The sequence below is a fragment of the Natronobacterium haloterrestre genome, assembly GCF_900112205.1.
Taxonomy (GTDB): Archaea; Halobacteriota; Halobacteria; order Halobacteriales; family Natrialbaceae; genus Natronobacterium; species Natronobacterium haloterrestre.
On sequence record NZ_FOKW01000002.1, the window covers coordinates 296,325 to 313,013 of the forward strand.

20 protein-coding genes are annotated in these 16,689 nt (G+C 68.7%); 10 read left to right on the top strand and 10 right to left on the bottom strand.

The window, feature by feature from the left end; genetic code table 11:
- Positions 1–119 precede the first annotated feature (119 nt).
- Positions 120–1,157 carry an AIR synthase family protein gene (locus BM113_RS05505; protein WP_089786458.1) on the bottom strand — a complete coding sequence of 346 codons (1,038 nt, stop codon included), beginning with the start codon at positions 1,155–1,157 and terminating at the stop codon, positions 120–122.
- 160 nt (positions 1,158–1,317) lie between these two features.
- On the opposite strand from BM113_RS05505, the gene BM113_RS05510 reads away from it, so the two are divergent.
- The 3 genes from BM113_RS05510 to BM113_RS05520 all read left to right on the top strand — a co-directional run bounded on the left by BM113_RS05510 (position 1,318) and on the right by BM113_RS05520 (position 3,353).
- Positions 1,318–2,421, top strand: a complete 1,104-nt coding sequence (locus BM113_RS05510) for a putative sulfate/molybdate transporter (protein ID WP_089786080.1) — start codon at positions 1,318–1,320, stop codon at positions 2,419–2,421.
- A gap of 150 nt (positions 2,422–2,571) precedes the next feature.
- A complete protein-coding gene (locus tag BM113_RS05515; protein ID WP_089786082.1) occupies positions 2,572–3,093 on the top strand; it encodes a DUF7384 family protein in 522 nt (173 codons plus the stop codon).
- An 80-nt stretch (positions 3,094–3,173) separates the two neighbouring features.
- Positions 3,174–3,353, top strand: coding sequence for a hypothetical protein (locus BM113_RS05520; protein ID WP_089786084.1), 180 nt, complete (start codon positions 3,174–3,176; stop codon positions 3,351–3,353).
- Here BM113_RS05520 and rdgB read toward each other — a convergent pair.
- Both rdgB and BM113_RS05530 read right to left on the bottom strand, forming a co-directional pair.
- Positions 3,350–3,898, bottom strand: coding sequence for an RdgB/HAM1 family non-canonical purine NTP pyrophosphatase (gene rdgB / locus BM113_RS05525; RefSeq protein ID WP_089786086.1), 549 nt, complete (start codon positions 3,896–3,898; stop codon positions 3,350–3,352). The genes BM113_RS05520 and rdgB overlap by 4 nt on opposite strands.
- 102 nt (positions 3,899–4,000) lie before the next feature.
- Positions 4,001–4,678: a helix-turn-helix domain-containing protein gene (locus BM113_RS05530; RefSeq protein WP_089786088.1), complete on the bottom strand. Its 678-nt coding sequence runs from the start codon at positions 4,676–4,678 to the stop codon at positions 4,001–4,003.
- Positions 4,679–4,764: 86 nt separating this feature from the next.
- On the opposite strand from BM113_RS05530, the gene BM113_RS05535 reads away from it, so the two are divergent.
- Together BM113_RS05535 and BM113_RS05540 are read left to right on the top strand one after the other, a co-directional pair.
- Complete coding sequence (locus BM113_RS05535) at positions 4,765–6,435, top strand: NADH-quinone oxidoreductase subunit D (protein ID WP_089786090.1); 1,671 nt, start codon at positions 4,765–4,767, stop codon at positions 6,433–6,435.
- 54 nt (positions 6,436–6,489) lie between these two features.
- The gene (locus BM113_RS05540) at positions 6,490–7,569 is read left to right on the top strand and encodes a Gfo/Idh/MocA family protein (RefSeq protein ID WP_089786092.1); all 1,080 of its coding nucleotides are present in this window, start codon (positions 6,490–6,492) and stop codon (positions 7,567–7,569) included.
- Between the two features lie 34 nt (positions 7,570–7,603).
- On the opposite strand, the gene BM113_RS05545 is transcribed toward BM113_RS05540, so the two are convergent.
- From BM113_RS05545 to BM113_RS05565, 5 genes are all read right to left on the bottom strand, one after another.
- Entirely contained in the window at positions 7,604–7,891 is a 288-nt protein-coding gene (locus tag BM113_RS05545) for a DUF5808 domain-containing protein (RefSeq protein WP_007140113.1), read from the bottom strand.
- Positions 7,892–7,982: 91 nt separating this feature from the next.
- Positions 7,983–8,615 (bottom strand): pyroglutamyl-peptidase I, encoded by a 633-nt coding sequence (locus tag BM113_RS05550; RefSeq protein WP_089786094.1) that lies wholly within the window; start codon positions 8,613–8,615, stop codon positions 7,983–7,985.
- Between the two features lie 120 nt (positions 8,616–8,735).
- Positions 8,736–10,412, bottom strand: coding sequence for a bifunctional N(6)-L-threonylcarbamoyladenine synthase/serine/threonine protein kinase (locus BM113_RS05555; protein ID WP_089786095.1), 1,677 nt, complete (start codon positions 10,410–10,412; stop codon positions 8,736–8,738).
- A 25-nt stretch (positions 10,413–10,437) separates the two neighbouring features.
- Positions 10,438–10,572, bottom strand: coding sequence for a 30S ribosomal protein S27ae (locus BM113_RS05560; RefSeq protein ID WP_007140110.1), 135 nt, complete (start codon positions 10,570–10,572; stop codon positions 10,438–10,440).
- Entirely contained in the window at positions 10,573–10,893 is a 321-nt protein-coding gene (locus tag BM113_RS05565) for a 30S ribosomal protein S24e (RefSeq protein WP_089786097.1), read from the bottom strand. It abuts the gene before it with no gap.
- 241 nt (positions 10,894–11,134) lie between these two features.
- On the opposite strand from BM113_RS05565, the gene BM113_RS05570 reads away from it, so the two are divergent.
- The 3 genes from BM113_RS05570 to BM113_RS05580 all read left to right on the top strand — a co-directional run bounded on the left by BM113_RS05570 (position 11,135) and on the right by BM113_RS05580 (position 13,594).
- Positions 11,135–11,449 carry a hypothetical protein gene (locus BM113_RS05570; protein ID WP_089786099.1) on the top strand — a complete coding sequence of 105 codons (315 nt, stop codon included), beginning with the start codon at positions 11,135–11,137 and terminating at the stop codon, positions 11,447–11,449.
- Between the two features lie 130 nt (positions 11,450–11,579).
- Entirely contained in the window at positions 11,580–12,818 is a 1,239-nt protein-coding gene (locus BM113_RS05575; RefSeq protein ID WP_089786101.1) for a PQQ-binding-like beta-propeller repeat protein, read from the top strand.
- Positions 12,819–12,820: 2 nt separating this feature from the next.
- Positions 12,821–13,594, top strand: coding sequence for a hypothetical protein (locus tag BM113_RS05580; protein ID WP_394327710.1), 774 nt, complete (start codon positions 12,821–12,823; stop codon positions 13,592–13,594).
- Between the two features lie 36 nt (positions 13,595–13,630).
- Here BM113_RS05580 and BM113_RS05585 read toward each other — a convergent pair whose 3' ends face one another.
- Positions 13,631–14,689: a WD40/YVTN/BNR-like repeat-containing protein gene (locus BM113_RS05585; protein ID WP_089786103.1), complete on the bottom strand. Its 1,059-nt coding sequence runs from the start codon at positions 14,687–14,689 to the stop codon at positions 13,631–13,633.
- 180 nt (positions 14,690–14,869) lie between these two features.
- On the opposite strand from BM113_RS05585, the gene BM113_RS21785 reads away from it, so the two are divergent.
- A complete protein-coding gene (locus tag BM113_RS21785; RefSeq protein WP_143095806.1) occupies positions 14,870–15,043 on the top strand; it encodes a DUF1059 domain-containing protein in 174 nt (57 codons plus the stop codon).
- A gap of 92 nt (positions 15,044–15,135) precedes the next feature.
- Positions 15,136–15,957, top strand: coding sequence for a helix-turn-helix transcriptional regulator (locus BM113_RS05590; protein WP_089786105.1), 822 nt, complete (start codon positions 15,136–15,138; stop codon positions 15,955–15,957).
- 37 nt (positions 15,958–15,994) lie between these two features.
- Here BM113_RS05590 and BM113_RS05595 read toward each other — a convergent pair whose 3' ends face one another.
- A complete protein-coding gene (locus BM113_RS05595) occupies positions 15,995–16,405 on the bottom strand; it encodes a DUF7994 family protein (protein ID WP_089786107.1) in 411 nt (136 codons plus the stop codon).
- Positions 16,406–16,689: the final 284 nt, after the last annotated feature.

Genomic DNA, 16,689 nt, shown 5'->3' on the forward strand with positions numbered 1-16,689 from the left:
GCTCGCGGGTCGCGAAGGGTCCGCCGAACGCCGGGACCGAGCGCCGTCGCTACGTCCCTCGGCCACCGGCAAAAAACTTCGCACGAGTGATACGTCACCGTCGGACCCGGAGCGCGAACTTACTTCTCGGACGGATCGACCGCCGATTCGGCCAGTTCCGCGTACGCCGCCCACGACGGATCCACGGTCGGGTGTTCGAGTCGCTCGCCGTCGACGCGGACCTCGCCGTCGCCGTCCGCCGACTCCACCCGGCCGACCTCGGCGACGACCGTCCCCCGGTCCTCGAGTGCCCCGCGGACGTCGTCGACGCCGTCGGGTTCGACCGCGATCACCAGTGCGCCGCAACTGGTCGCCGCCCAGGGGTCCATCTCGAGCGCCTCGCAGACCTCGGCGACGCCGGGACGCAGCGGGACGGCCTCCCGGTCGATCGCGAAGCGCGCCCCCGCGCCGGCGGCCATCTCGTTCAACGCACCGGCGAGTCCGCCCTCGGTCACGTCGTGCATCGCGGTCACGGGACCGGCCTCGGCCGCCGCGAGGGCGTCCCGGACGGCGTAGACCTCCTCGAGGCGCTCCCGTGCGTCAGCGAGGACGTCCTCGGGGAGGTCCAGCTGGTCGCCGTAGAGCGTGCTCAGGAGGCCGACGGACTCGACGGCCGGCCCGGTCGTCAGCAGGAGCCCGTCCCCGGGGGTGGCCCCGTCGGGGCGGACGATCTCGTCGTGGTCGCCGAGGCCCATCGCGGTCGCCGCGCCGATCCAGGGGTAGGTCGGATCGGAGTAGCGCGCGGTGTGGCCGGTGACGACGGAGACCCCGAGATCCGTACACTCCTCGTCGAAGGTCTCCCAGACGGTCGCGAACGCCTCGTCGGTCATCGTTTCGGGGAGGGTAAAACAGACCGAGAGGTGGGTGGGCGCGACGCCGCTGACCGCGACGTCCGCGAGGATCAGGTCCAGCGCGAACCGCGCGGCCCGCTCGAGGCCCAGCGGCGGGAGGATCGAGATGGGGTCCGTCGCGGTCACGAGCGCGCGGCCGTCGACGCCGAGGACTCCGAAATCGACGCCGTGCTGGGGACCGATGGCGACGTCGTCGCGTTGCGCGCCGAGGTTGGGCGCGACGTGGCGGTCGAAGAAGGATCGATCGATCTTGCCGAGTTCGCTCACGTCCGAACTCACCGAGCGATCGGTCTTAGGGGTGGTGGTCCGTCGGCACGCTACGGCGGGCCGACAGCTGACGTAAACTATTGTGGTTACTTACCGGCCGAATGCAAACTCGGAGAGTTACGCGAAACAGTGAAGAGTCAGTCCGGCATATGGCCGATAGATGTCCTACTCGTTCCGCTCGGACGCAGCCGACGGACTCGAGTTCTCGACGTCCGAGCTGACGGGTGCGCTAGGTGATTCAGTTACGGTGCTTCCACTGCTGGTCGCACTGGCCGCGACGACGTCCGTCTCCCTTCCGCACGTCTTCGTCGGGTTCGGCGTCTTCCAGATCGTCTGGGGGCTGTACTACGGGATGCCGCTCTCGGTCGAGCCGATGAAGGCGCTGGTCGGGCTGGCGATCGTCGGCTCGCTGTCCTACCCCGAGTTGGCCGCCGCCGGACTGCTCGCGGGCGCGGTCCTGCTCACGGTGGGCCAGTTCGGACTCGTGGGCCGGCTCCAGCGGGTCGTCGGCGAGCCGGTCGTCCGCGGGATCCAGTTCGCCGTCGCCCTGCTGTTGCTCGAGGCCGCGGTCGGGCTCGCGGCCGACGCGCCGGTCGTCGCCGTCGGTGGGTTCGCCGTCGTCGGCGCCGTCGTGGTGGCGGGCTACCGGCAGACGAGCGTCCTCGTCGTCCTCGGGATCGGCGCGGGCGCGGCGGTCGCGACGGCCGGCGTTCCGACACTCCAGGTCCCCGAACTCGCGGCGTTTCCCGCGGGCACGCCCGCGTTCTCCGGTGCCGCCGTCGAGGGGACCGTCGCCCAACTGGGAATGACGATCGGGAACGCCGCTATCGCGACGGCGCTGCTCTGTGGCGACCTCTACGACCGGGACGTCTCGGCCGACGCCCTGTCGAAGAGCATGGGCGTGACCTGCCTCGCGGCGGTGCCGTTCGGCGGGATCCCGATGTGTCACGGCAGCGGCGGGCTGGCGGGTAAGTACGCCTTCGGCGCGCGGACCGGCGGCGCGAACGTCCTGCTGGGACTCGGCTACCTCGCGCTCGCGCTCGTCGCCGCCGGCGCGATGCTTTCGGCCTTCCCGATGGCCCTACTCGGGGTGTTGCTCGTCGTCGTCGCGTTCGAACTCGGCCGGGCGGCGTTCGCCCCCGTCTCGGACCGACGGTCGCTCGCGCTCGTGGTCGGCGTCGGCGTCCTCGGACTGACGATCAACGTCGGCGTCGCCTTCGCGGTCGGCGCGGCCGCGTTCGTGTTGCTCGAGCGGGTCGACTGACCCGGTTCCTTTTCAGAGCGCGTTGCCAACAGCCACCGATGACTACCTGGGCGGAACTCTTCGAGCGCGGAGGCGAGTACGACGTGTCCCTCGAGCGGATCCGGGAGGCGGCGGGCGACCTCGGGGAAGAAGAAACGGGGGAGGAGGACGGTGACTGATCCCGACACCGACCCCGAGGCCGACCGTCCCAACCCCGCACGCGTCGTCGCCGACGCCGACGTGCTCGCCGCCGACCTCCTCGTCGGCGGCGACGCCCGCGCGGCGCTCGATCACGTCCGCCGTCACTCCTGGGTCGACCTCGTCGCCAGCGACCACCTGCTCGAGCGGACCGAACGCCTCGTCACGGCCGTGGCCGACGCCGACCTCGCGGCCGCCCACCGCGAGCGACTCGAGGCCGAACGGGTCGCGGTCGACCACCCGCCCGAGGACCACCCCGCGCTGGCCTCGGCCTACCGCGGGTCGGCGGCACATCTGCTGTCCTACGACGAGCGACTCGGGTCGGCGAAGGCCGGCCTCTCGATGCAGCCCCACGTCTCCGTCAGCGTCCGCCCGCCGGACGCGTTCGCGCGACTGTTCGATCCCGGGAGCCTCTACGAGGAAGTCGAGGGCGGGGAGTATCCGGGACCGGATCTGGACCCCCGGACTCGAGAGACGGCGGACGACCCCGGGTGAGTCACGTCCCGCACTCGGTAGGGGTCGGCTCGCACCGACCTCCCGGAAACTTCACCAGTCCCCGCTCCGATGGCGGCCGTATGAACGAGGGCGGGCAACGCCTGATCGCCGTCTGGGCGGTTCTGGTCGTCCCGTTCGTCCTGGTCGCGGCGTATCTCTGGACTCGAGACGACCTCTCGGCTCGCTTCGTCGTCGCGTACTGGTTCCCGGCCGTCGTGTCGACCGCTATCGGCGTCCTCCCCGCTCCCTGCAGCGTCTAGTGGAGGTCCGCGTACCAGTCCGCGAACGTCGCAAGCGCACGGCCGCGGTGGGAGATCGCGTTCTTCTCCTCGAGGCTCATCTCGGCGAGCGTCTGGCCGTTGTACTCGAAGATCGGATCGTAGCCGAACCCGCCCTCGCCCCGTGGAGCGACGATCGTTCCCGCGAGTTCGCCCGAGAACGTCTCCGTTCGGTCGCCGTCGGCGTAGCCGAGAACGGTCCGGAAGCGGGCCCGCCGGTTCTCCTCCTCGCTGACCAGCCGCCAGAGCCGTTCGACGCCGACGGTGTCCTCGACGTACGCCGAGTACGGGCCCGGGAAGCCGCCCAGCGCGTCGACGAACAGCCCCGTGTCGCCCACGAGGACCGGTTCGGTCCCCGGGAGTTCCTCGAACGACTCCCGCGCGCCGCGGGTCGCGATTTCGGTCAGCGAATCGCTCTGGATCTCGGTGTAGTCGTACTCGACCCGGTTGACGGCGGTGATGCCGTCCAGGTACTCCTGGGCCTCGCGGGCTTTGCCTTCGTTTCCGGTGACGAACCGAACGAGCATGTGCGTGTGCGAGGGCGGGTGCTCCGGGCGAATATAGCCGTCGGTCGCGGTGCGCTCGATCGATCGTTCCGGGGTCCGCGTTCTGCCGTCCCGCTCCCGGACTCAGAACTCGAGCCGTCCCATCACCCGGTCCTGGGCCTTTCGCAGGTGCTCGCTCGCCGTTCCCGGTGCACACCCGAGTTCGTCGGCAACCGCCTCGATACTCGCCTCGCGGGGCACCGCGAAGTAGCCGAGGTTCCGCGCCGTCCGGAGCGCCTCCCGCTGGCGCTCGGTCAGTCGCTCGAGGCCGGGGCTCCCGCCGCGGTACTCGCCGACGCGTTCGACGGTCGTATCGATCCCCTCCGGTACGACCTCGAGCGCGGCCCGGATGTCCTCCCCTTCGCCGACGAGGCCGAACCGCACGGACCAGTCCATTCGGTACTCGAGTGGCGGGATCGGGACCAGGCTCCCGCGCGAGAAGGCCTCGACCAGTCGCTCTCCGAGGTCGCCGGGTTCCTCCCGGACGTAGACGTAGAACGGATCGGCATCCCCGCCCTCCGTCGCTCGGACAGTGTCCGCCCCGTCGGTCACGTCGACCGCGATCGGCGTCTCGAGGTCGGCGATCCGCCGTTCGTAGGCTTCTCGGTCGCCGATCACGTGGAAGATCAACGTGTTGTGGTCGTTCGCGTGGTTCCAGTTGACCAGCCGATACCGGTAGAATGCGTCGTGGTCGGCGACGAATCGGTGCATCGGGTGGACGGTGTCGGGCCCGTGCTGGAGCGTCAACCGGACGGACTTCATCGGTCGTCGTTCGGACGCCCGACATAAAGACCCTAGCGAGTGGCGCAGAATCGACTCCTCGCCCGCGCCCCGAACGTCCGACACCGATGCCCGCACAGTCGGCACTGGAAACGAAGGAGTCTGCCCCCGATGGGCTCGAGTTCGAGGCCGCCCTCGAGCGCGCGCTCGAGCCGTACGCCATCGACCGGGACGATCACCGGAACGCGCCGGCGTTCGTGATCCGTCCCGACGACGTTCAGGACGCGCTCGCCGCCGCTCGCGAAGACGCGGGACTCGACCACTGCGCCTGCGTCACCGCCCAGCAGTACGAGGACCGGTTCGAGACGATCTATCATCTACGGTCCTACGACGACCCCACGAACGAGGCCAGCGTCGTCGTCCCGACTGCGACGGATCGGCCGACGAGCCAGTCGGCGACGCCGGTCTACCAGACGGCGAACTGGCACGAACGCGAGGCCTACGACCTCGTCGGCATCGAGTACGAGGACCACCCGGACCTCCGGCGCATTCTCCTGCCCGAGACGTGGCAGGGACACCCGCTCGGCCTCGAGTACGATCAGGAGCAACCCCAGATCGTCACGCTCTCCGACCACGCGAATCCGGTTGCCGGCGACGAACGCGACGCCGAGTCGGACACGCTCTTCCTGAACCTCGGCCCGCATCACCCCGCGACTCACGGCGTCATGCACGTCGAGGCCGTGCTCGACGGCGAGACGGTCGTCGAGGCCGAACCCGACATCGGATACATGCACCGCTGCGAGGAGCAAATGTGCCAGCAGGGAACCTACCGCCACCAGATCATGCCCTACCCCGACAGGTGGGACTGGGTCTCCTCCGGGCTGCTCAACGAGTGGGCCTACGCTCGCACCGCCGAGGAACTGGCCGACCTCGAGGTCCCCGAGTACGCACAGGTGATCCGGACGATGGGTGCCGAACTCTCTCGGATGGCCGCCCACCTGATCGCGCTCGGGACCTACGCGCTTGACGTCTACGGCGAGTTCACCGCGACCTTCCAGTATGCGATGCGGGATCGGGAACTCGTCCTCGACGTCCTCGAGGACCTCACCGGCCAGCGGATGATGTTCAACTACCTCCGACTCGGCGGCGTCGCCTGGGACCTGCCCGAACCCCGCGAGGAGTTCATCGCGGAGACCCGCGACGTCCTCGATTCGCTGCCCGCCAAGATCGACGAGTACCACGACCTGCTGGTCACGAACGAACTGTTCCGGGCCCGCTGTGTGGACACCGGCGTCCTCGAACCGGCGGTCGCCAAAGAGTACGGTTGCACCGGCCCGGTCGCCCGCGGGTCGGGGATCGACTACGATCTCCGGCGGGACGACCCCTACGGCTACTACCCGCATCTCGAGTGGGACGTCGTCACCCAGCCGGACGGGGACAACTACTCGCGGGCGCTCGTCCGGATGGGCGAGATCGAGGAGTCCGCGAAGATCGTCGACCAGTGTCTCGACCTGCTCGAGGAGTGGCCCGAAGACGACCGCGAGGTACAGGCCAACGTCCCCCGGACCCTGAAACCCGACGCCGGAGCCGAGATCTACCGTGCGGTCGAGGGGGCGAAAGGCGAACTCGGCATCTACATCCGCTCGGACGGGTCCGAGACGCCCGCCCGGTTCAAGATCCGGGGTCCCTCGTTCTCGAACCTCTCCGTGCTGTCGGAGATCGCCCGCGGCGAGTACGTTCCCGACCTGATCGCGTCGATCGGCAGCCTCGACTGCATCATGGGCGAGGTCGATCGATAAGCAGTCGCTGCCGCGACGCGCAGCCATTTCCGTCTCCGGGTAATTTACTCGATTATGAGTGATTTCGAAACGCCCGTCCGGCTCGGGGTCGTCGGGCTCGGATTCATGGGACGGACTCACGCGACGAACGCGGCGGAACTCGGCCACGAGGTCGTCACCGGCGCCGACCTTTCCGAGGAGGCGCGAGCGTCGTTCGCCGAAACCTTCGGCGCGGAGACCTACGAGGGGTTCGAGGCGATGTACGACGCCGCGGATCTCGATGCGGTCGCCGTCGCCACGCCCAACGCCGTCCACGAACCCGCGGTCGTAGCCGCCCTCGAGCGCGGCTACGACGTGCTCTGTGAGAAACCGCTGGCGGACGACCTCGAGGGCGCAGAGCGGATCGCCGCGGCCGCCGCGGAGGCCGACGCCTTCTGTGCAGTCAACTTCCACAACCGGATCTCGACCGCGGCCGAGGTGTTCACGGACTACCGGCGCGAGGGGTACTTCGGCGAGATCACGCACGTCGAGGCCAACTACGTCCGCCGTCGGGGCATCCCGGGCGTCGGCTCCTGGTTCACCGAGGCGGACCTCTCCGGCGGCGGCGCGGTCGTGGACATCGGCGTCCACGCGATCGATTTCGCGCTCTACCTGATGGACTTCCCCGACGTGCAGGAGGTCTTCGCCGTCACCCGGACGGAGTTCGGAGACCGCGACGACTACGTCGATCCCGGCGACTGGTACGACGAGACCGAAGCGGCCGTCTTCGACGTCGAGGACTCGGCGACGGCGATGATCCGCTGTGCGGACGATCGAACGATCTCGCTCGAGGTGGCCTGGGCGGCGAACCAGTCCGAATCCCAGGAGTTCGTCGTTCGCGGTACGGAGGCCGGCGCGACCCTCGAGCTCGGCGGCGAGGAACTGACGCTGCACCGGAGCGGCAGGCAGGGGACGGATCACAACCTCGACGCCACGCTCACGGAGGGATCGATCGACCGCACCGGCTGGGAGGGCAGCGACGAGCGCTTCCTCCGGTCGGTCGCGGAGGGCCGCCCGCCCGAAGGGAACACCGTCGAGCGGGCGCTGACGGTCCAGCGGGTGATCGACGCGATCTACAGGTCCGCCGAGCAGGGACGGTCAGTTTCGGTCGAGTAACGGACCCCGCGACGGGCGACGAAACGGTGACTACTCAGTCGTCCGACTCTTCGTCGACGATGACCTCGACGGGTTCGTCCTCGGTGGTCCCGTCGCCGCTCGAACCGCTCTGTTCCTGCTGCCAGAGCAGGACGCCGGCGACGGCGACGACGATCCACGATCGCCAGTTCGCGAGGTTCAGCGTGTAGCCGATCCCGAACGGCTTCTCGACCAGCATCCCCTCGCCGGGTTGCCAGTACGAGGAGAGCATGCGGCTGATACTCGGCCGCTCGAAGTTGTACGGTACCCCGAGGATCTCACCGGAGGTCGGTTTCTCTGCCATGGGAGGCGATACGTCCTCCCCTACCAAGAGTATTGTGTGCTGATTTCGTCGGCCGAGAGCGGCCGATAACGGGCGCTTTCGCCTCGCTCGCTCACTCGAGGCCCTCGACAGCGACGGTAAGCCCCTCGCGGGTGCCGCGGGCCATCGCCTCGAGCGCCATGCTCGGCTCGCCCTCGTCGCGCTCGGCCGCGTCGGCGTGGGCGAAGGGGACGTGGACGAATCCGGCACGGAACTCGCGGTCGCCGGTTTCGGCGCGGTGGCGGGCCGCATAGAGGAAGTCGTTACAGAGATGCGTGCCGGCGTCGGTCGACAGCGTCGTCGGCACGTCGGCGGCCCGCATCGCGGACTTCATCTCCCGCAGGGGGAGGGTCGCGAAGTAAGCGTTCGGCCCCTCCACGTCCACGGGATCGTCCGTCACCTCGCAGTCGTCGTTGTCGGGCACGCCCGCCGTGTCCCGGAGGTTGATCCCCACGCGCTCGAGCGAGAGGGTCGCGCGACCGGCGGCGAGGCCGAGGCCGCAGACGATATCGGGATCGTACTCCTCGAGGTACCCCTCGAGTTCGGACTCCATACGGTCGAAGACGACGGGGAGTTCCCGGCCGACGACGGTGGCCGCGTCGGCGACCGTCTCCCCGTCGAGTTCCCGCGCGATCCGGCGGGCGGGATTGGTCTCGAACTCCCCGAACGGTTCGTAGCCGGTGACGAGAACGGTCCTGGTGGTCACGACTGGTGATCGAACCGGGGCCGGAAGAACGTTCGCGATTCGGCAGGCCTCGGGGTCGGGGTCGAGGTCAGGTTCGGGCTGGGGTTGGGGTTGGGGTTCGGGGTCGAGGTCGAAAGCGGGCTACTCGCCGACGTACCGCCCGCGCCCTTCGACGTCCCGCAGGCGCTCGAGGACGCGCTCGTCGCCGACCTCGCGGTAGCCTTCGCGGACGGCCGCCCGCAGTGGGTCGGGGTCGTCGGCGGTGCCGACGAGGCTCTGATCGAAGACGTGCAGGTCCATCGCGTAGTCCTCGACGTGATCGGTGTGGTAGCCGAGGCCGAAGTCGATGAGATAGGTCCGATCCGCGTTCACGCGCACGTTTCGCGTCGTCGGATCGCCGTGGACGAACCCGGCCTCGTGGAGTCGCGCGAGGTGTCGCCCGACGTCCCGTACCCGTTCCGGGGTCAGCGCTTCGCGGAGGTCGTCCTCGCCGACGTACTCGAGTTCGAGCCGCGCCTCGCGGGGGTCGACGTCCGACAGCACCGGCGTCGGAACCCCCTCGCGTCTGGCGAGGCTGGTCAGGCGGGCCTCGAGCCGGGTGCGCTCGGTCCGCAGTCGCTCGTCGAGTTCGGGGTGGCGGTAGCTCTTCGTCTCGCGGCGTTTCGTCGCACGTCCCGCGTCGGGCTCGAGGTCGACGGTCGCTTCGGCCCCCTGGACGGTACCGCGGTCGCGGCCGAGTTCGAGGTCGGGCTCGTCGGTGCGCCACGTTACGGGAACCTGGTCCGGCCGAAAGTCAGGGTCGACCCGCGACTCCTCGAGGGGCAGCGTGTCGCCGGCGTCGTACATCTTCGCACCCAGGACGGCGATCATCCCCGCGTTGTCCCGCAGGAATCGCGGCTCGGGCGCGTGAAAGTCGGCCCCGCGCCCGTCGCACATCTCCGCGAGCATTTCCCGCAGACGGGCGTTCTGCCCGACGCCGCCGCCGAGGACGAGTTCGTCGCTGCCGGTCAGCGACAGCGCACGCTCCGCGACCTCGGTCAGCATGCCGAAGATATTCTCCTGCAGGGAGTAGCAGACGTCCTCGACCGGAACGCCGTCGGACCCGTCCGACGAGCCTCCACTCGCGTCGTTCGCGGAGACGCCGTCGTCGTAGGCGGCTTTCGCCGCCGACATGATCCCCGAGAAGGAGAAGTCCATCCCCTTGACGACGTAAGGGAGGTCGACGTACTCGCCCTCCGTCGCCGCCGCCTCGACCTTCGGGCCGCCGGGGTGGGACCAGCCGACGTGGCGGGTGAACTTGTCGATCGCGTTGCCGACGCCGGTGTCCATCGTCTCGCCGAGCACGCGATAGCGGCCGTTCCGGTAGGCCAGCAAGTGGGCGTTCGCGCCGCTTGCGTTGAGACAGACCGGCGAGTCGAACCCGGAAGTGTGGCGACCGATCTCGAGGTGTGCGACCATGTGGTTGACGCCGACCAGCGGCACGCCGAGCGACTGGCTCAGCGCGCGGGCAGCGGTCCCGACGGTCCGCAGGCAGGGTCCCAGTCCGGGGCCGCGGGAGAACGCGACGGCGTCGACGGGCGGTTCGTCAGCCGGCCTCTCCTCGCCCTGGGTCTCGCGGGCGTGCTCGAGTGCCCGCTCGACGACCTTCGGAATCGCGTCGTGCATGTGCTCGGCGGCCTCGCGGGGGTGAATGCCGCCGCTTTCGGGCTGGTAGGCGTCGGTTTCGATAAAAACGTCGTCCGTTCCGGAATCGAACACGGCCGCGCTGGCCGCCCACGCGGTGCCTTCGATCCCGAGTACTCGAGTGGCGGTGCTCACGCTCACGCTCGCGACTGGGCGTCAGCTACTCCCACTCGGTGTAGCTGCACTTCCCGCAGTGCTTGCGGTCGCCGTGGTCGGCGAGGAAGACGTCGCCACAGCGGGGACACTGTTCGCCCTCGGTGCTCCCGTCGTCGCCGTAGTGGTCGTAGCGTGCCATTTATGCTTCCTCCGCCTCGGCTTCCGCTTCCTCGTCGGTGTCGACGCCGATCTTGTTCCGCTCGAGCATGTGGTCCTGTTCGACGTCGCGGGCGGCGTCGGCGCTCTCGTAGACCTTGGCTTCGCCGACGGTCTTTCGCATGCCGAACTTGGTGTTGAGCTCGCGGACGACGACCTCGTCGGCGTCTTTGTTGAGCTTCGCGGCGAGGCTGTCACGCACCTGCAGCCGTTCGGGTGTGGCGTCCTCGTGGGTCAGTTCGAAGGTGACGTCCGTGCGATGCAACATGGGGTTCTCCTCTTCGGAGATGATGTCGACGTCCATGATATCACTCAGTTACCCTACTATCCCCGTGTAGCGCCTAAAAGGATTTCGAACCCGCCACCGCTCCCCGGAATCGACAGGGGTGCACTCGCGTTACCCTTTCGATCGAATCTGCGGCCGGACGGACCGCTCTCCAGACGAACTATCGCCGTCTCGTACCCGGGTTTCGCCTCGGCACCGTCGCCAGGTAATGTTTCGAACTCGTCGTAATATTTATCAAGTCCGTGTAAGACGAAATCGTATGGACGTCAACGTCGAAGACGTTTCACCTGCGCAACGACTCGGTATCGGAATCGTCCTCGTCGTCGTGGGTTCGGTGCTCGGCCAGCCGAATCTGGGCCTCGAGACTCGGATCAGCGCGTTCGCCACCCTCTTCGGGATCGGCTTCCTGGGTGCGGCGTTCGAACCCCCGCTCACGAACGCGCTCGGCGCACGAGGGTGGGCGGACCTCTCGAGCGTGAAACAGACCGGGGTCCTGTTCGTGCTGGCGATCATTGCGATCGTGCTCTGGCTCGCCGTCTCCCTGGCCCAGAGCGCGGTCTGGTCACTGTTCTGATTTCCCCGCCGTCTCCCAGTCGACCCCAGTACGACGAGCCCTCGAGGCATCCCCGTCTCGAGTTCTCTCCCGTCGGCAGGTCGGCGACTCATGAAAGCATTTACACGACCGTTCCGAGAGGATCGAACCGATGCCCTCCAGACGCCGCGTGCTCGCCGGCGGGACCCTCGGACTCGCGGGGGTCGTCGGCGGTGTTCGATCCCTCGAGCGGCCGGTACCGCTCGACACCGGCGGCAATTCCGCCTTCGACTGGCCGATGGCCCGATACGATCCTGTCGGGACCGGCTACAATCCAGACGCCTCGGGTCCGAGAGACGACGTCGAGATCGTATGGCAGCAAGATACGGAGACGCCCATGTACGGGCAGACGCCGCCGATCCTCGTCGGAGAGACGCTGTACGCGATCGGCCGCCAGTCCCTCGTTGCCTTCGATCGCGACACCGGCGAGATCCGGTTCACGCGGGACGGCCAGTACTGGTCGACACCGGCTCGAGCCGCCGCGAGAGCCTACCGAAGCGACACGCTCGTCGTCAGCGGCCGGGCTGGCCTGCTCGGATTGAGTGCGGGCGGCGGCTACGAGGTCGGGGGTCGGTCGATCGGCGCCGAGCGCTGGCACAGTCACGGCCGAGAGACTCGGCGCTGGTCCAGTTCGACGCCCCGTGAACCGTCACCCGTCACCGTCGATGAGACGGCGTATGCGGTCGTCCCGGACACTGATCGCGTCGTCGCCGTGGACGCGAGCAGCGGCCGCGTCCGGTGGGAGCGAACGATCGGCGACCCGCGGTCGATCGGCACGAACCGACCTGCGGTCCGGGACGGAACAGTCTACGTCTCGAGTCGCCCCGGAGACGTGGTCGCCGTCGACGCCGAGACGGGCGAAACGCGCTGGAGCGTCAGGCCCGAGCCCCACGCGGACAGCGCGTTGCAATATCGCAACTTCCACCCACCGACGGTGACGGACGCGGGGCTCGTCATTCCCGACCAGAACGGCGTCGTCCTGCTCGATCCGAGCGACGGAAGCGTCCGCTGGGAGTACGTCCACGGAGGGAACGCCACCGACGGCAGCGCTGCAGTCGCCGACGGAACGGTGTTCGTCACCGACGGCGCGGGATCGCTGCACGCGATCGACCTCGAGAGCGGCGAACGGGAGTGGACCGCCGACTACGGTCCCGACACGGACCCGGTCGTGGCCGACGGCGTCGTCTATCTCGGCTATCAGGTCTCCGAACTGGTCGCGATCGACGCCGAGACGGGCGACCGGCGGTGGACCTACGAGGGAGCCACGTACTTCACGCAGCCGATCGTCGGCGACGGCACGCTGTACGTTCTCACCGACGAAGGCCTGTTGGCGCTCGAGGAGGCGACCTGATCGTGTCACACGACAGAATCGACGGGGACGACCGGCGGGAGTTGTCCGTCGGTGTCATCCTCTCGACGGCCGTCGGTCGGCTCCGGAAGAGTCCCGCAGCGCTCGTTCCGTTCCTCGCCGCGGGAATCGTTCTCACTGTCGTCGACGCGCTCCGACGACACGATCCCATCCCTACTCTCGAGCGGGAGGTTGCCAGGGAGAACGGCCTCTCGATCGACCTCGCGTACGCCGGCTATCCGACCGGCGTGGCAGGGACGAAGACGCCGCTCGAGTCGCTGGTCGGCCTCCACCTGGAGTATCTCGTCTGGGGGCTCGCGCTGTATCTACTTCCCTTACTAGTGGTCGTCCTCGCGGGCGTCGTCACGATGGCCCGGGCGATGGATCGGGACGTACGGATCGCGACCGTGGGTTCCGTCTTCGGGTACGTCCTCGCCGTCGACCTCGTCCAGCGGGCGCTCGGATCGATCGACGCGCTCCAGGGAATGGGCCTGTGGGGGCTGGCGCTACTGGTATTGTACCTCGCCGTCGCCGTCCGGCTCTTTGCCGTTCCGGGCCTGCTCGTCGCGGGCCGCGGTCCGAAGCGAGCGTTGCTGGAGAGCGTCAGCCTAACGCGTGGCCACGGCTGGACGGTCTTCGGCGTGATCCTCGTCGTCGGCCTCACCGGATGGACGCTCGCGAGTCTTCCCGGGGGGACGTTCGCGACGACCGCCGTCCTGGCGCCCGTCCACGCCGTCGCGGTCGTCGTCCTACTCGAGCGCTCGCGCGTCGTCGACTGACGTGATCGCGTTGCTCGAGTGAGCCGTTCGATCACGTTACGACGGGAGAGTCACGATCCCGCGAGGCGTCCCCGTCTCGAGGGCCTCGTCCCACTCGATCTCCACGCGCTCCCACTCGTCGCCGAAGTCGTCGGTGACGAACAGCCCCCGGTTGGTCACGGCGTAGACGACGCCCGGCCGTCCGGGGGTGTCGAAGACCGCCCGGACGACGCCCTCGCCGGTCGGCAGCCCTCGATCCTCGAGTCGCTCCCACGGCTCCCCGTCGGCCTTCCGGTAGACGTACGACTCCGCCGACCCGGCCGTGTGAGCCCGGGAGGCGCCGCTCGCGCTCGAGACGAGGACGCGACCCGGGTCGCCGGGGTCGGGAACGACGCTCCAGCAGTAGGTGTGCTCGAGCCCTCGCTGGGGCTGTCTCCAGCGTTCGCCGCCGTCGTCGCTCTCGGCGTAGCCGTCGCCGGCCGCGGCGTAGACCCGTCCCTCGCGGTCGGGGTGGGTCGCGAGCGAGTGGTTGTCCCGGCGCGCTCCCTCGGGCCGTTCGTGCCACGTCTCCCCGCCGTCCTCGGTGTAGACGAACGCGCCGGCCTCGATCCCCGCGTAGAGCCGGTCGGGATCGACCGGGTCCACCTCGAGCCAGCGGACGTGGTGGGTGTGGGGCCGCGGCGGGAAGTACCACTCCTCGGCGGAGGGGAGGTCGACGATCCCCTCGAGGTGGCTCCAGGAGTCGCCGCCGTCCGTACTGCGGTAGACGCGGCTGGGCTCGGTCCCGGCGTAGACGACGTCGGGGTCGTGCGGGCTCACGGTCAGCGACATCACGGTGTCGCTGACGAAGTCGGATCCAGTCTCGAGGCGTTCGAAGGTGTCGCCGCCGTCCGTGCTCCGGTGGAGGCCGCCGAGTTCCGAGGCGCCGCGCGCCTCGCTCCCCTCGAAGGTACCGACGAAGACCCGCTCCGGTGCGTCCGCCGACGCGGCGACACACTCGAGCGTGTGGCCCTCGAGGCGCGTCACGGTCGTCCAGTCGCTCGGAACGGGGTCGTGATCCCCGACGGCACGACAGACGAGCAGGCGGTCCCGAAGTGCTGCGTACGCTCTCGCCATGGTCGACGTACGTGCCCCTCGTACAAACGAGGTGTGCTGGCGGCGATCACCCCGTAGCTCTCGGCAACCCGCCGACTCGGCGGCCGGCGTGCAGTGCGTGCCAACCCTGTCACCCCCTGCCGTTCCGGCAGGAGGTAGCTATCTCGTCTCCGAGCGCCTGCTCTCCCCTGGGGACCAGCCATGCCACAAGCACACCGACTCGACTGCGAGAAGGAAGCCGCCGACTGTCGATTCATCGTCCAATCGGAGGACGAATCCGAGGCCATCGAACTGGCGAGAAACCACATGCGGGAGGTCCACGGGCAGGAGTTCACCGACGACGACCTGCGACACGAACACATGGAGACCGTCTGATCGGCGGGAACCGACCCCAATTCGTTCTTCGCGACGGGACCGTCCGGCTCGAGCGACTGAATAGTTATATCCGCGCTGGGAGTAGTCCTTCTATGTGCCCTGCTATCAAGAGCCGTGTCTCTACAGGGTCGGCTATCGACGACATCGCGTACCTCGTCCGTTCGGAGCATCGAGTCCCGATTCTCGTCGCACTAGCGGCCCGGCCGCGGAGTCGGGCGGACCTGCGCGAACTGACCGGCGCCTCGTCGTCGACGGTCCGGCGCACGCTCCGCGCGTTCGAGGATCGCGCCTGGATTCGTAGAACCGGGAACCGCTACGAGGCGACGCAACTGGGGACGCTCGTCGCGACTACGATGGAGGAACTGATCGACCGCCTCGAGACGGAACGGGCGCTCCGCGACGTCTGGCATCTGCTCCCGGACGAGGAACGGGGGTTCACGATCGAGATGTGTGCCGACGCGACGGTAACCGTCGCCGAGCCGACCGATCCCTACGCGCCGGTGAACCGGTTCGAGTCGCTGCTCCAGGAGACGTCGGAGTTTCGGTTCGTCGGCTCCGATCTCGCCCTGTTCGAGCCGTGCAAGGACGTCTTTCGCCGCCGGATCGTCGGCGGGATGGAGACGGAGGTGGTCGATCCGCCGGACGTGGCCAGGTACATCCTCGAGACATACCCCGACTACTGTTCGGCGCTGTTCGAGAGCGGCAATCTCACGCTGCTGGTCCACGACGAGTTGCCGCCCTATGGGATCGGGATCTTCGACGAACGGATCGCCGTCGGCTGTTACGAGCGGACCAGCGGCACGGTTCGGGTGCTGCTCGATACCGACGATCCGGCGGCCCGCGAGTGGGCTGAGTCTGTCTACGGGGCCGCCAGGCGCGAGGCGCGGCCGCTGATGGCCGAACCGGCGAAGTAAGCCGTCTCGGCCCGCCGACTGGGAGGGTTCCGTCCGCTCATTCCACGAGGAACGCTTCTCCGTCCAACCCGACGCCACCCAGCAGACACTCGAGCGCGGCCAGCGCGAGCAACAGCGCGGTAAACAGCGCGAGCGCCGCCTGAGCCAGCCCGAAGATGTCGGAGGCGGTGAACAGTCGTCCGAACCCGAGCGTGCTCGAGCCGATCGAGAGCATCGCTAGCCCGACGGCCGCGACGCGCGGCCAGCCGACCGCCACGACGCCCAGCGGAAGCCGCTCGAGGCGACCGGCCGCGAGCAGCGCCGCCCCGCTGACGACGAGCCACGCGAACGGGAGCACCTCCGTCGGGGCCGTCGGCGTGCCGACCGCGAGAACCAGCAGCCCCGCTATCGCTATCGACACCGCGCCGCCGCCGGCGAGTCGGCGACGGACGTCCTCCTTGCGAGTCACGGTGGCTCCGTTTCGCGGCCCGGTGGGTAACGGTTGGGGTTTCCGCAGCAAGTGACCTCCTCCTCGCCGTGAACGGCGAGGCTTCCCACGGCACCGTACCGCTGGGTTGGGATATTTGCTGGTTTGCGACTCGTCGGTATGACGGGCCGATGGCGGGGCCACACCGCCGTTACTCCTATCCCGGGAGGGACTCGGAGTTATCTTGACAGAGACACCACAGCGGTTCAAGAGTGTGTCTCAAACGTTCTGGGTCTCGGAGTCCCGATATTGTCCGATTAGGTGGG

Coding starts and splice junctions, on each gene's coding strand:
- BM113_RS05510 (WP_089786080.1), top strand. CDS start 1,318: ATGTCCTACTCGTTCCGCTCGGACGCAGCCGACGGACTCGAGTTCTCG.
- BM113_RS05520 (WP_089786084.1), top strand. CDS start 3,174: ATGAACGAGGGCGGGCAACGCCTGATCGCCGTCTGGGCGGTTCTGGTC.
- rdgB (WP_089786086.1), bottom strand. CDS start 3,898: ATGCTCGTTCGGTTCGTCACCGGAAACGAAGGCAAAGCCCGCGAGGCC.
- BM113_RS05530 (WP_089786088.1), bottom strand. CDS start 4,678: ATGAAGTCCGTCCGGTTGACGCTCCAGCACGGGCCCGACACCGTCCAC.
- BM113_RS05535 (WP_089786090.1), top strand. CDS start 4,765: ATGCCCGCACAGTCGGCACTGGAAACGAAGGAGTCTGCCCCCGATGGG.
- BM113_RS05540 (WP_089786092.1), top strand. CDS start 6,490: ATGAGTGATTTCGAAACGCCCGTCCGGCTCGGGGTCGTCGGGCTCGGA.
- BM113_RS05545 (WP_007140113.1), bottom strand. CDS start 7,891: ATGGCAGAGAAACCGACCTCCGGTGAGATCCTCGGGGTACCGTACAAC.
- BM113_RS05560 (WP_007140110.1), bottom strand. CDS start 10,572: ATGGCACGCTACGACCACTACGGCGACGACGGGAGCACCGAGGGCGAA.
- BM113_RS05565 (WP_089786097.1), bottom strand. CDS start 10,893: ATGGACGTCGACATCATCTCCGAAGAGGAGAACCCCATGTTGCATCGC.
- BM113_RS05570 (WP_089786099.1), top strand. CDS start 11,135: ATGGACGTCAACGTCGAAGACGTTTCACCTGCGCAACGACTCGGTATC.
- BM113_RS05575 (WP_089786101.1), top strand. CDS start 11,580: ATGCCCTCCAGACGCCGCGTGCTCGCCGGCGGGACCCTCGGACTCGCG.
- BM113_RS05585 (WP_089786103.1), bottom strand. CDS start 14,689: ATGGCGAGAGCGTACGCAGCACTTCGGGACCGCCTGCTCGTCTGTCGT.
- BM113_RS21785 (WP_143095806.1), top strand. CDS start 14,870: ATGCCACAAGCACACCGACTCGACTGCGAGAAGGAAGCCGCCGACTGT.
- BM113_RS05590 (WP_089786105.1), top strand. CDS start 15,136: ATGTGCCCTGCTATCAAGAGCCGTGTCTCTACAGGGTCGGCTATCGAC.